The 12,703-nt window shown below is 61.9% G+C and carries 16 protein-coding genes; 2 read left to right on the top strand and 14 right to left on the bottom strand.

The window, feature by feature from the left end; genetic code table 11:
* The 10 genes from JaAD80_RS14035 to rpsP form a co-directional block, all read right to left on the bottom strand.
* Window positions 1-578: hypothetical protein (locus JaAD80_RS14035; RefSeq protein ID WP_374755244.1), on the bottom strand; the 578-nt coding region annotated here is incomplete at its 3' end.
* Window positions 579-580: 2 nt separating this feature from the next.
* The gene (locus JaAD80_RS14030) at window positions 581-1,399 is read right to left on the bottom strand and encodes an AraC family transcriptional regulator (protein WP_102294866.1); all 819 of its coding nucleotides are present in this window, start codon (window positions 1,397-1,399) and stop codon (window positions 581-583) included.
* A 216-nt stretch (window positions 1,400-1,615) separates the two neighbouring features.
* The gene (locus tag JaAD80_RS14025) at window positions 1,616-2,065 is read right to left on the bottom strand and encodes a CBS domain-containing protein (RefSeq protein ID WP_102294865.1); all 450 of its coding nucleotides are present in this window, start codon (window positions 2,063-2,065) and stop codon (window positions 1,616-1,618) included.
* Window positions 2,066-2,147: 82 nt separating this feature from the next.
* Window positions 2,148-2,477 (bottom strand): DUF3579 domain-containing protein, encoded by a 330-nt coding sequence (locus tag JaAD80_RS14020; RefSeq protein ID WP_071324990.1) that lies wholly within the window; start codon window positions 2,475-2,477, stop codon window positions 2,148-2,150.
* Between the two features lie 250 nt (window positions 2,478-2,727).
* The gene (locus tag JaAD80_RS14015) at window positions 2,728-3,687 is read right to left on the bottom strand and encodes a CobD/CbiB family protein (protein WP_102294863.1); all 960 of its coding nucleotides are present in this window, start codon (window positions 3,685-3,687) and stop codon (window positions 2,728-2,730) included.
* Between the two features lie 97 nt (window positions 3,688-3,784).
* Window positions 3,785-4,444: a CoA pyrophosphatase gene (locus JaAD80_RS14010; RefSeq protein ID WP_102294861.1), complete on the bottom strand. Its 660-nt coding sequence runs from the start codon at window positions 4,442-4,444 to the stop codon at window positions 3,785-3,787.
* Between the two features lie 198 nt (window positions 4,445-4,642).
* Window positions 4,643-5,026, bottom strand: a complete 384-nt coding sequence (gene rplS / locus JaAD80_RS14005) for a 50S ribosomal protein L19 (RefSeq protein WP_035825414.1) — start codon at window positions 5,024-5,026, stop codon at window positions 4,643-4,645.
* Between the two features lie 134 nt (window positions 5,027-5,160).
* Window positions 5,161-5,907 (bottom strand): tRNA (guanosine(37)-N1)-methyltransferase TrmD, encoded by a 747-nt coding sequence (gene trmD, locus JaAD80_RS14000; protein WP_102294859.1) that lies wholly within the window; start codon window positions 5,905-5,907, stop codon window positions 5,161-5,163.
* Window positions 5,908-5,957: 50 nt separating this feature from the next.
* The gene (gene rimM / locus JaAD80_RS13995; RefSeq protein ID WP_102294858.1) at window positions 5,958-6,515 is read right to left on the bottom strand and encodes a ribosome maturation factor RimM; all 558 of its coding nucleotides are present in this window, start codon (window positions 6,513-6,515) and stop codon (window positions 5,958-5,960) included.
* A 13-nt stretch (window positions 6,516-6,528) separates the two neighbouring features.
* Window positions 6,529-6,780: a 30S ribosomal protein S16 gene (gene rpsP / locus JaAD80_RS13990; protein WP_010395524.1), complete on the bottom strand. Its 252-nt coding sequence runs from the start codon at window positions 6,778-6,780 to the stop codon at window positions 6,529-6,531.
* Window positions 6,781-7,057: 277 nt separating this feature from the next.
* Between rpsP and JaAD80_RS13985 the strand changes: the two genes are divergently transcribed.
* Complete coding sequence (locus JaAD80_RS13985) at window positions 7,058-7,492, top strand: NINE protein (RefSeq protein ID WP_102294856.1); 435 nt, start codon at window positions 7,058-7,060, stop codon at window positions 7,490-7,492.
* A gap of 136 nt (window positions 7,493-7,628) precedes the next feature.
* Window positions 7,629-8,255: a glycine zipper 2TM domain-containing protein gene (locus JaAD80_RS13980; protein ID WP_102294854.1), complete on the top strand. Its 627-nt coding sequence runs from the start codon at window positions 7,629-7,631 to the stop codon at window positions 8,253-8,255.
* Between the two features lie 199 nt (window positions 8,256-8,454).
* Here JaAD80_RS13980 and JaAD80_RS13975 read toward each other — a convergent pair whose 3' ends face one another.
* The 4 genes from JaAD80_RS13975 to JaAD80_RS13960 form a co-directional block, all read right to left on the bottom strand.
* Window positions 8,455-10,245 carry an acyl-CoA dehydrogenase gene (locus JaAD80_RS13975; RefSeq protein WP_102294853.1) on the bottom strand — a complete coding sequence of 597 codons (1,791 nt, stop codon included), beginning with the start codon at window positions 10,243-10,245 and terminating at the stop codon, window positions 8,455-8,457.
* A 91-nt stretch (window positions 10,246-10,336) separates the two neighbouring features.
* Window positions 10,337-11,269 carry an electron transfer flavoprotein subunit alpha/FixB family protein gene (locus tag JaAD80_RS13970; RefSeq protein ID WP_086145064.1) on the bottom strand — a complete coding sequence of 311 codons (933 nt, stop codon included), beginning with the start codon at window positions 11,267-11,269 and terminating at the stop codon, window positions 10,337-10,339.
* 115 nt (window positions 11,270-11,384) lie between these two features.
* Window positions 11,385-12,134, bottom strand: a complete 750-nt coding sequence (locus JaAD80_RS13965; protein WP_034759884.1) for an electron transfer flavoprotein subunit beta/FixA family protein — start codon at window positions 12,132-12,134, stop codon at window positions 11,385-11,387.
* A gap of 243 nt (window positions 12,135-12,377) precedes the next feature.
* Window positions 12,378-12,635: a sulfurtransferase TusA family protein gene (locus JaAD80_RS13960; RefSeq protein ID WP_225317265.1), complete on the bottom strand. Its 258-nt coding sequence runs from the start codon at window positions 12,633-12,635 to the stop codon at window positions 12,378-12,380.
* Between the last annotated feature and the right edge of the window lie 68 nt (window positions 12,636-12,703).

Here is a 12,703-nt window from a genome sequence, read left to right as displayed (position 1 = left end):
GCGCGCCCGCCGGCCAGCAGCAAGGCCAGCGCGGCTGGCGCCAGGCACAGCAAAAACAGCAGGCCCGGCACGCCCGCCAGGGCCGCCACCTGCAGCATGGCCACGTTATCGGCCTGCGAATACGCGAGGCTGCCCCAGTTACCGTCGGGCAGCAAGGCCGCCATCAGGGTATCGATGGCCACCCACAGCACGGGATAGGCCAGCACCGTCCAGCCGGCCCGGTAGCGCAGCACGATGCGCCGCGTGGCCAGCACCACCAGCAGCCACAGCAGGGCTTTGACGAGCAGCACGGCCAGCATGGCCGGCACGGGCATGAGCAAGCGGAAATAGGCAACGTTGGAAGACAGTCCCAGCGCGGCGGCGATGAAGGTCATCCAGGCGGCATCGCGGCGGGACGAGCGCAGGGCCAGCCACAGCACGGGCAGCGGCGCGCACCAGGCCAGCCATCCCAGCGGCTGCGGTCCCAGCACCCAGTACAGGGGCAGGCCGGCCGCCAGCGCGGCGGCGCATTGCAGCAGGCGCTGGCGCAGCGCGGTATTGCCGGCAAACACGGCCGGCGCAGACAGGACAGTGGACATGTTCATGCTTTCAAGGGGAGCCAGATTTCCACGCCGCCAGTGCCGCTGACGGGATCGAAATGGTGGTCATAGCGTTCAAAATCGGGCGCGTCAGCCACTTCCAGGCCGGACTCGGGCAGCCAGGTGTTCCACACGGTATGCCAGGTGGCGCGTATCGTGGAAATATGTCCGCGGTGACGGAAGACGGCATAGCGCTGCGGCGCGATGCGCAGCCGCATCCAGCCGTCCGGCGCCCGGGAAAAGTCGGCCACCGGCATGGCGCACAGGTAATCAAAATTGCCCGCGTCGTCGTTGTTGCAGCACACGCCATACACCAGCTGGCCAGGTGCCACATGGGGCAGGAAACGTTGCCACAGGGCGGGGATGCCGGCGCTGGTTTCGGCCCGATAGCGTTCGACCAGGCCGGCCAGCAGCATGGCCGGCCCCTGCTCGAAACGGGGCGGCTCCAGCGGCACGCCCGGCGCCGCATCCATCTTGATGGCGTCGACCAGGGCCAGATTGGCGACGTGGGACTGGGCCCGCACCATTTCCGGCGTGAGCTGGAACTGTTCGCGGAAGGCCCGCGTAAATGCCTCATGGGAACTGTAGCCAGCCTCCAGCGCGACCGACAGAATATCCTGCGCGCCCTGCGCCAGCGCGCGGGCCGCCTCGCTGAGCCGGCGCGCCCGCACATAGCGCATCACGGAGTGGCCCGTCGCCAGGCCAAACGCGCGCGTCAGATGGCACGGCGAAGCGCCACCCACGCGGGCGATATCGTCGAGCGAGAGAGGGTCCGCGTAATGCGATTCGATATACCAGAGTGCCTTGGCCAGATAGCTCATGAACGTTTCCCGTTGAACGAGCAGCGACTGTAGCATTTTCAGGCGGGGAGGATTTGACCGGAATTGCGCAATGCCGGGCGAGCGAGATACCTGACAGTAGCGTAGCGAGCGGCAGTGATTGTGGCCGACAAGCGCAGCACTAGGCCAGCGCAGAGGGGCCGGGCCGGTGAGCACGGCCAGCCGCACAGCGCGCCGCGCGAGGTGTTGAAAAGTGTTCTATTTGCGCGTGCGCTTTTCGTGCACCAGCTGGCCGCCGCTGATGCGCGCCAGCTCGCTCATTTCCTGTGCCAGGTAGGCCAGCAAGTCGTCGATGCTGACGATGCCGGCAAGGCCGCCCAGGCTATTGACGACGGGCAAGCGGCGGATGCCATTGATGCGCATGCGTTCGATGACATCAAAGGCGTCCTCCTCTTCGCTGGCCGTGAGCAGCTGGGCGCTCATGATGTCGCCCACCAGCAGGCTGGCGGGATCGAGCCCCAGGGCGATGACGGAGATAACGATGTCGCGGTCGGTCAGGATGCCGATGGGGACGCGCTCGCCATTCGGCTGCTCGGCAACGACGAGGTCGCCCACATGGTGCTGGCGCATCATCAGCGCCGCCTCCTGCACGCTCATGTCGCGCTGGCAATGAATAGTTTGCAAGGTGCAGATGTCACCGATACGCATGTCGCCACTCCGCTGTTTCCAGAGTGTCCACGCTACGCCGTCCCGCCGGGGCGGGCTTGCGCCAGATCAAAAGAAAACGGACTTACTTTTCTTCCGGCGGGGGCAGGAAGCAGGCTTCGACGATCTGCAGGTCGTTGTCCTTGGCAAACTCGCGCACGAAGTGGAAAGCCATCGGCTCGATCTCGCGCAGCTTGGTGTTGACGACCACCGATTTGACGCCATTGACCACGGTCGGGCGTACGTAGGGCGAATACTGGAGGTGCGCGTTGCGCCCGCCGCCTTCGGGATTGAAACAGGACATCACTCCGCAAAGGCGCTCGGCCCAATCGCTGGGTCGGAATTGCTTGCCATTGCTGGTGAGACCAAGGATGAAGAACTCATCTGAGAGCTCGTTTTGAGATAACTCGGCCATGTGGCTTGTCGGGACTGGATTGCGTGAATGGCCCCGGCGGGTAAGCCGGGCTGGTAGTTCAGTTGCGTCACTGCACTGCGTGTACTGCGGTAAGCCAGTATTATATCTTATAGAAGACTTGGCTTCTACCTCGATCTGCCTGCGGATGCAAACAGGGGCTGTCGCGGTTTCCGCGCCAGCCCCCTATTTTAACCCCGTTCCGCGCGCAAGGCGCATGCACAGGCGCCGTGCGCCCGTGCCGCCGCCCGCATCAGCCGAGCCAGACAGCGCCCGACATCAGCAGCAGCAAGAGCATCCACAGCAGCAAGGCGCGCCAGACCAGGCCCACCGTGCTCTGCAATGCACGCGCGCCGGGCTCTTCGCCGGGCAGGATATCGGACTCGCTGTCGCTGTCATCGACGGCCATGTCGGGCGTGACGAGCACGCGGGCCGCCGTTTCCGCTGGCGTGCCCAGGCGCACGCCCATGGCGCCGCCGCCCGCCGTCAGGATGATGCCGATGGCCTCGTCCTGCCAGCGCTGGGCGAAATTGCGCCAGGCATAGATGGCATCCTCGAAATTGCCGACCACGGCAAAGGCCACGGCCGTCAGGCGCACGGGGATCCAGTCGATCCAGTAAAAGGCGCGCGCGGCGAACTGGCCGAACGCTTCATTGCGCATGTGCTCGGGTTCGTTCCAGGCGCGCGCCAGGTATTCGGCCACGCGGTACATCACGGCGCAGGCGGGACCCAGCGGCATGAGGAACCAGAAGAACACGCCAAAGACATTGCGGTGCGTGGTGATCAGGGCTTTTTCCACGGCAATGCGGGCAATTTCGCTCGCTTCCATGCCCACCGTGTCGAGCTTGGTCCAGTCGGCCAGCAAGGTGCGCGCGGTGGCCTCGTCGCCGGCGCTCAGGGCCAGCTGGATCGACGTGAAGTAATGGCTGTAATGGCGGAAACCCAGGGTCAGGTAGACGATGAGCACGTTCCAGGCAAAGGCCAGCAGGGACAGCTGATAATGCTGCAACAGCCAGTACACGCCGGCCGTGGGCACCATCAGCACGCCGATCATGAGGAACCAGCCCATGCGGCCGTGATGGGCGTGGCCGGCATTGAACCAGGTCTCCATGCGCATCGCCAGGCTCTTGATCTCGGCGTAGATAGGATTATCCGCGCGCAAGGGTTTGAGCTGCTCGATCAGCAATGCGCAAAGTATGGAGAGAAATGTCATCAAACGTCCTTTTTGTCTTTTTCAGCAATACCGCAATGCCCGCTACGATAGCGCAGTGCAGTGCTGGAATCAAACTTATTACGTGCGGGGCGCCATTTTACGCGCGCAAGAGGTGAAACAGGTTGCGCAGCATGCCGGCCGTCGCGCCCCAGATGTAAAAGCGCTCGTAGGGCATGGCGTAGAAGGAGCGCCGCCCACCGGGCAATTCCACCGACAGGCGCTGGTGATTGACGCCATCCATGAGGAAGGCCAGCGGCACTTCAAAGATTTCCGCCACTTCCGAGGGGTCGGCGCGCAGCTCGAATGGCGGCGTCACCAGGCCCACCACGGGCGTGACCTGGTAGCCGGTGCCCGTCAGGTAATCAGGCAGGCAGCCCAGCACTTCGATATGTTCGCGTGACAGGCCGACCTCCTCCTCCGTTTCGCGCAGCGCCGTGGCGATGGCCGAGCCATCGTACGGCTCGCTGCGCCCGCCGGGAAAGCTGACCTGCCCCGCATGGCTGCTCAGGTGGTCGGTGCGCATGGTCAGCAGGATGGTCAGACCCTGCGGCCGCTGCACGAGGGGAATGAGCACGGCGGCCGGCACCGGTTCGGCGCGGGCGGACAGGAAATCCTGGGTGATCTCGGGCCGCCAGTCGGGCGGCGCGGCAAGGCGCTGGCGCAGCCAGTCCGGTGTCAGGCGCTCGGCGTCCAGCGCCGCCTCGCCGGCGATCGAATCGATGGCAAGTTGTTTGGGATCAAATGCGATGGTGGCCATTGCCCCTCCCTCATGATTAAAAGCACTCGGCAAAACCATCGCGAGCGGAAGGAAAAGGTAGCCGAGACGCGCGACCGTGCTCCAGCACGGTAAGCATCGCAGGCTGCCCATACCGACGCGCAGCAGGTTTGGCCAGGTGTCAGCATAAAAAAAAGGGGCACCAGTACGGCACCCCTTTTCCCAACGCAGACGCTGATATTACGCGCTTGCTTTCGCCACAACGCGGCGGTTTGGCAATTTTTCTTTGATACGCGCCGATTTACCCGAACGCTCACGCAGATAGTACAGCTTGGCGCGGCGAACGTCACCACGGCGTTTCACTTCGATCGAAGCGATCAGCGGCGAGTACAGTTGGAACGTACGCTCAACGCCTTCGCCGGACGAGATCTTGCGAACGATGAAGTTCGAGTTCAGGCCACGGTTACGACGGGAGATAACGACGCCTTCGTAAGCCTGGGCGCGCTTGCGCGTGCCTTCGACTACGTTGACGCTGACGATAACGGTATCGCCTGGTGCGAAGTCAGGAATCGATTTACCCAGACGGGCGATCTCTTCTTGCTCTAATTGTTGAATCAAGTCCATTTTTAACACTCCGAAAACCATCATGCCGGCGCACTGTGGATAGCGTACTATCCGCCCGGTAGAGGATGGGTATTACCAATTTGGGCAACATGCCCGGCACTGCAAGGCCACCCTGCCCGCCGTCAGAAGACGGCTTACAGGCTGGCCAGAAATTTTTCGTCGGCACGGCTGAGCAAGCCGGCGGCGCGCGCGCTGGTCAACAGATCAGGACGCTTCTTCGCGGTCGCTTCCAGCATGCGCTGGCGGCGCCACTTGCCGATCTCGGCATGATTGCCACCCATCAGGACGGGCGGCACGGCCATGCCTTCGTATGTTTCCGGCCGCGTATAGTGCGGCGAATCGAGCAAGCCATTGACGAAGCTGTCCTCGATGGCCGATGCCTCGGTGTTCAAGACACCTGGCAACAAGCGGATCACCGCATCCATCAGCGCCATGGCAGGCAATTCACCGCCCGACAGGACGAAGTCGCCGACGCTGATTTCCTCGTCGACACAACGGTCCAGCAGGCGCTGGTCCACAGCTTCATAGCGGCCACACAGGATCACCAAGCCAGGCTCGGCTTTCAACTGCGTGACGCGCTCGTGCGTCAGCGGCCGGCCTTGCGGCGACATGAATACCACGCGCGGCGGCGCCAGTCCCAGTTCGGTCTGGCGCTGCTTGGCGGCAGTGATCGTCGCTTCAAGCGGGCGGGCCATCATCACCATGCCGGGGCCGCCGCCATAGGGGCGGTCATCCACGGTACGGTGATTGTCCGTCGTGAAATCACGGGGATTCCACAAGGACAGGCCACATTTGTTTTGCTCGAAGGCACGCCGGGTCACACCCGACTGCGTCAGCGCGGCAAACATTTCCGGAAACAGGGTCACGACATCAAATTGCATCGCTCACCATCCCGCAACGTTTGCCCGGCGCATTGTTAAGCGCAGGCGGTTTAATAATCGAGGCCCCAGTCGACCGTGATCTTGCTGGCGGCCTTGTCAACGTTAATGACAAACTGGCCGACAAACGGGATCAGGCGCTCAGGCGCCTTTTCAGCGGCGTCATCGGCAGTGGCGACCGGAGTAATGCGCAAAATGGATTGCGGACCATTGCTCATCATGTCGTGCACTGTGCCGAGGCACTCGCCTTGCAAATTCTCAACTGTCAGTCCGATCAGATCGGACCAATAAAATTCATCGGCCGTCAGCGTCGGGAAATGGCTACGCGGAATTTGCACAGAGGCACCCTTCAGCGCTTCTGCGGCATCCCGCCCGACCACACCCACCAGCTGGGCCACGACGTCGCCGCCGTGTAACTTTGCTTGCCTGACTTGAACATCATGCAAGGTCGGTTTATTAAACCACCAGGTTTTGACGCTTAATAATGCATCCGCATCGTCGGAGAAAGGAGTGATCCTGACTCCGCCAGCAATGCCATAAGCACCGGAGACATAGCCTACCTGTACCAGGTCATCGGGGACTTTCACCCCGGATGCAGTCTTGACCGTCAAACCAGTGATCTAATTAAGCTGCTGCTTTGTTGTTGCTAGCTACCAGGCGAGCAACGGTTGGCGACAATTGTGCGCCAACGCCTTGCCAGTAGGCCAGACGGTCTGCGGTGATACGCAGTGGAACTTCGCCACCTTGCGCCATCGGGTTGTAAAAACCGATACGCTCAATGAAGCGACCATCGCGGCGATTGCGCGAATCAGTAGCGACGATGTTGAAGAACGGGCGCTTCTTGGCGCCTCCACGAGCTAAACGAATAACGACCATAATATTTCCAAAAAGTGTGCTGAGGCGGAAAAAGCCGCAAATTATAGCGCGCTTTACCGCCAGGCAGCAAGCGTTATGATGACGGGCGTGTAATTTGGGCTAATCAAACATTATGACCAGACATCGGCCAAGACGCAATAGGCGTGTGCGCCTATCGTGCCGGCCATGACGGTAAATCGCGCGAAATCATTGCATAAACGCCACAGGAAAGTGCTATCGTTGCGCCACACTATGGCCGATACTGGCAATCTTTATCGATGAGCAACCCTGGAGTCCCATGACCGCCACCACGATTTCGCAGCCGCCGCACAAGAACAAGGCATTTACCACCCTGCTGGCCTTTTTGCTGGGCAGCCTGGGCGCCCACCGCTTTTATCTGCACGGCGCCAAGGACGCCTGGGGCTGGCTGCACCTGGCCGCCGTGCCCGCCACCTTGCTGCTGCGCCAGATCGTTCCCGAGGCGGACTGGTTTTACCAGATCCTGCCGCTGACCCTGTCCGCGCTGGCCGGTTTCCTGGAGGCGCTGGTGCTGGGCCTGATGCCGGATGACAAGTGGGATGCGCGCTACAACGCCGCCAGCGGCCGCCAGTCCGACACGGGCTGGCCGCTGGCCGTGGTGCTGGTCGCTACCTTGATGCTAGGGGCAGGCGTGCTGATCGCAACCATGGCGCGCCTGTTCGACTTGCTGTATACAGGCGGCGCCTACGGTTAATTTCCATATGGAAATGACCTCGCGCGAGGGGTGCCGCACGCACATGTAAGTGTTGGTAAGCAATCATGATTTTCCTCTATACTGCATTCACAATGCGACCATTACTGGCTCATTCAACACCCCACAGGAGAAGATCATGATTCGTCGCCCATACCTCATCGCAGTGGCCATTGCCGCCCTGTTCAGCACCTCCGCCTACGCGCAGAACCTGTCACCGAAGGCGCAATACGCCTACGACACGAAACAAGCCAACACGCGCTATGCGGACGACAAGAAATTGTGCGCAGAAGAAACCAGCTCGAAAGCCCGCATGCAATGCCTGCGCGACGCCAAGGGCGAATACGACCAGGCCATCATCAACGCCAAGGCCGCGCAAAAGGCCGGCAACTCGTACGCCGGCCAGAACAGCAAGCCGGCCCAGCATCAGATCTGCGCCGATTGCGGCAAGGTGCTGGCAGTCAACGTCACTGAAAAAGCCGGCGAAGGCGGCGCCCTGGGCATGATCGGCGGCGGCGTGGCCGGCGCCCTGCTGGGCCGCCAGGTAGGCGGCGGACGCGGCAAGGACCTGGCCACCCTGGCCGGCGCCGCAGGCGGCGCCTACGCGGGCAAGCAGGTCGAAGGCCACATGAAAAATGCCAAGGTGTGGACCGTCACCGTGCAATACGAAACAGGCGCCAAGGCCGACTTCGCGTTTGACCAGGATCCTGGACTGGCTGCGGGCGACCTGGTGCGCAATTCCGGTAATGGTATTGCCAGAAGGTAAGCCGAACCCCATAACAAGGACTGGGGTCCGACCCTCAGGGTCCGACCCCGGCACTTACGTTGGGGGTTAAAAAAAGCGCCGGAGAGCAATCTCCAGCGCTTTTTTGCATTTAAGCTGCCTTCAGCAAACTACTGGGGTCAGGCCCTCGCCAACGCTAACATCGAAGCTCGGCGTTAGCAGACGAGGGGTCCGACCCCGGTTAAAACTGCTCTTCCGACAGCGCCATCACGCCGGCGCTGCCGTCGATGATGGTGGCGCGCAAGCCTGGTGCCTGCGACAGGATGTGGTCGGCAAAGAAGCGCGCGGTGGCGATTTTGGCGTTGTAGAACGACGCATCGCCGCTGCCCTCGCCCAGCTTTTGCTGCGCCGCCACGGCTGCGCGCGCCATCTGCCAGCCGCCCAGCACGATGCCGGCCAGCTTCAGGTATGGCACACTGCCCGCGAAGACGGCCTTGATATCCGACTTCATGTTCGCCACCACATACTCGACCACGGCTTCGAGCGCGGCGCTGCCTTCGGCCAGGTGACGCTGCATGGCCTGGAAGTCGGCGCCGGTCAGCTCGCCCAGCTGGGCTTCCGTGGCGCGCACCTGGGCGATGATGGCTTTCGCCACGGCACCGCCGTCGCGCACCGTCTTGCGGCCCACCAGGTCATTCGCCTGGATGGCCGTCGTGCCTTCGTAGATGGTGAGAATCTTGGCGTCGCGGTAATGCTGGGCAGCACCCGTCTCTTCAATAAAACCCATGCCGCCATGCACTTGCACGCCGTCGCGCGTGACGTCCTGCGACATTTCCGTCGACCAGCCCTTGATGACGGGCACCAGGTATTCATACGTGGCCAGGCTTTCCGCGCGCACTTCCGTGTCCGGATGGTGGTGCGCCACGTCGCTGATGGCCGCGCCCACGTAGGCCAGCGCGCGCGCCGCCTCCGTTTGCGAGCGCATGGACATCAGCATGCGGCGCACGTCCGGATGATGGATGATGGAAACGGGGCCGCTGGATCCTGCCAGGTCGCGCGACTGCACGCGGTCCTTGGCGAACGCCACGGCCTGCTGGTAGGCGCGCTCGGCCAGGCCGATGCCTTGCAGGCCGACGCCGAAGCGGGCCGCGTTCATCATGATGAACATGTATTCGAGGCCGCGGTTTTCCTCGCCCACCAGCGTACCGATGGCGCCGCCGTGGTCGCCGAATTGCAATACCGCCGTCGGGCTGGCCTTGATGCCCAGCTTGTGTTCGATGGAGACGCAGTGCGCGTCGTTGCGCGCGCCCAGGCTGCCGTCGGCGTTGACGAGGAATTTCGGCACGATGAACAGGGAAATGCCTTTCACGCCAGCGGGCGCGTCCGGCGTGCGGGCCAGCACCAGGTGGACGATGTTCTCCGCCATGTCGTGCTCGCCATAGGTGATGAAAATCTTCGTGCCGAAGACTTTATAGGTGCCGTCGTCCTGCGGCACGGCACGCGTGCGCACGGCGGCCAGGTCGGAACCTGCCTGCGGCTCCGTCAGATTCATGGTGCCCGTCCACTTGCCCGATACCAGGTTTTCCAGGTAGACGGCTTTCTGTTCGTCACTGCCGGCCGTCAGCAGCGCTTCGATGGCCCCGTCCGACAGCAGCGCCACCAGGGCAAACGAGATGCTGGCCGAGTTGAGCATTTCAATGCAAGGCGTGGCCAGCAGTTTCGGCAAGCCCTGGCCGCCAAACTCGGTCGGGTGCTGCACGCCCTGCCAGCCCGCTTCGCCATACGCCTTGAACGCTTCCTTGAAGCCTTTCGAGGTGGTCACTTGGCCGTCGTGCCAGAAGCTCGGCTCCTTGTCGCTGGGGCCGTTCAAGGGGGCCACCACGCCGCCGCAAAACTTGGCGTTCTCTTCCAGCACGGCTTCGGCCGTGTCGGGCGTCGCGTCTTCGCAGCCAGGCAAGGTATGGATTTCGGCCAGGCCGGCCAGCTCGTTCATGACGAACAACATGTCTTTCAGCGGGGCTTGATAGCTCATCTTCTTCTCTCCAAGAAAAAAGCCACGCGCGGCGCGCCGTGTGGGGCGGGCCGGCGTGGCTTCGTAATATACAAAACCTGATGGGTTTAAATTAGCCCAGTTCTTTCACCAGTTGCGGCACGATCTCGAACAGATCGCCCACGATGCCGTAGTCGGCCACGGCAAAGATCGGCGCTTCCGGATCCTTGTTGATGGCGACGATGGTTTTCGAGTCCTTCATGCCGGCCAGATGCTGGATCGCGCCCGAGATACCGACGGCGATGTACAGCGATGGCGCGACGATCTTGCCCGTCTGGCCCACTTGCCAGTCGTTCGGCACGAAGCCGGCGTCGACGGCGGCGCGCGAAGCACCCATGGCGGCGCCCAGCTTGTCGGCCAGCGGCTCCAGGATATGGAAGTTTTCAGCCGAACCCATGCCACGACCGCCCGAGACGATGATTTTCGCGGCGGTCAGTTCAGGACGGTCGGACTTGGCCAGTTCGCGGCCGACGAAGGCCGATTTGCCATTGTCGGCAACGGCGGCAACGGTTTCCGTGGCAGCCGAACCGCCGGTGGCGGCAGCGGCGTCGAAACCGGTGGTGCGCACGGTGATGACCTTGACCTTGTCGCCAGATTGCACGGTGGCAATCGCGTTACCGGCGTAGATCGGGCGCTCGAAGGTGTCAGGGGAATCGACCTTGGTGATTTCCGAGATTTGCGCCACGTCCAGCTTGGCGGCCACGCGTGGCAGGATGTTCTTGCCGTAGGCGGTGGCTGGCGCCAGGATGTGGCTGTAGTTGCCGGCGATGGCCAGCACTTGCTCGGCCACGTTTTCGGCCAGGCCGTCGGCGAAATACGGCGCGTCGGCGACGATGACTTTCGTCACGCCGGCGATTTGCGCGGCGGCAGCGGCAGCGGCCGATGCGTTCGAACCTGCGACCAGTACGTGCACGTCGCCGCCGCACTGGGCAGCCGCGGTCACGGTGTGGTGGGTGCTGCCCTTTAAGGTAGCGTTGTCGTGTTCAGCAATAACTAATGCGACCATGATTATTCCTAATAGTTTGCAAGTGCCGGAGTCAGTCTCTTCGAGATCGGTATCTGTTACATTGGAACTGATACCCCCGTCGGGTCTGACCCCCGTTTTTGTCTTGGGGTGTGGTTTAAATAACCTTGGCTTCGGTACGCAGCTTGGCCACCAGCGTGGCCACGTCCGGCACCTTGATGCCGGCCGAGCGCTTGGCTGGCTCGACGACTTTCAGGGTCTTCAGGCGTGGCGCGACATCGACGCCCAGGTCTTCCGGCTTGACGGTTTCCAGCGGCTTTTTCTTCGCCTTCATGATGTTCGGCAGGGTCACATAGCGTGGCTCGTTCAAACGCAGGTCGGTGGTAATGATCGCTGGCAAGGTCAATGCCAGGGTTTCCAGGCCGCCGTCGACTTCTCGGGTGACGGTGACTTTGCCGTCTTCCAGCACGACTTTCGAGGCGAACGTGGCTTGCGGCCAACCCAGCAGGGCTGCCAGCATCTGGCCGGTCTGGTTGCTGTCGTCATCGATCGCCTGCTTGCCCAGGATGATCAGTTGCGGCTGTTCTTTCTCGGCCAGGGATTTCACCAGCTTGGCCACGGCCAGCGGTTCCAGTTCGGTCGTCGTTTCCACCAGGATGCCGCGGTCGGCGCCGATGGCCATGGCGGTGCGCAGGGTTTCCTGGCACTGCGTCACGCCGCAGGAGATGGCGACCACTTCGGTGACCTTGCCGGCTTCTTTCAGGCGCATCGCTTCTTCCAGTGCGATCTCATCGAAAGGGTTCATCGACATTTTGACGTTGGCGGTATCGACGCCAGTGCCGTCACTCTTGACGCGGACTTTGACGTTATAGTCGACCACGCGTTTGACGGGTACCAAGACTTTCATAGCTATGCCTTTGGGAAATTATAAAAATGACGGATCAAGTGCTGATTGTGCGTTCGATTATAAGAGAAATTTGAATCTTGAACCGAATTTAAGCACGATCGTGCGATTTTTTGTTAGAGCAATCCATCTAAACTGGCTGGCTTCGCTGCTTTCAGGGGAGTCGGCCGCCACGCTGCAGGGCAGCAAAAAAGCCGGCAAGGGAAGGAAAACCAGGCCGCGCCACGGCGGCCCAGGTCGGTAGAATTACTTGCGTTGCATCAAAAAGACGAACTCGGTGCCCGTCTGCACATGCGACAGCAGGGCATTGCCCGTTTGCTTGGCGAAGGCCTGGAAGTCGCGCACGGAACCGGGATCGGTTGCCATGATGCGCAGCACTTCCCCGCTCTGCAGCTCTGACAAAGCCTTTTTCGCCTTCAGAATCGGCAACGGGCAATTCAAGCCCCGCGCGTCGAGTTCTTTGTGAAATTCCATAATCTCGGTATCAAGTAGTGTGTCGCTCATCATCAATATCCCACCATTGTTTTGTTGTACTGATTTTCGACATACTACTCTAAATCAGGGGCATTGAC

The organism is Janthinobacterium sp. AD80 (genome assembly GCF_002878455.1).
Taxonomy (GTDB): domain Bacteria; phylum Pseudomonadota; class Gammaproteobacteria; order Burkholderiales; family Burkholderiaceae_D; genus Janthinobacterium.
Note: the sequence above shows the minus strand (reverse complement) of the source record. Positions and strands in the feature narration are given on the sequence as shown.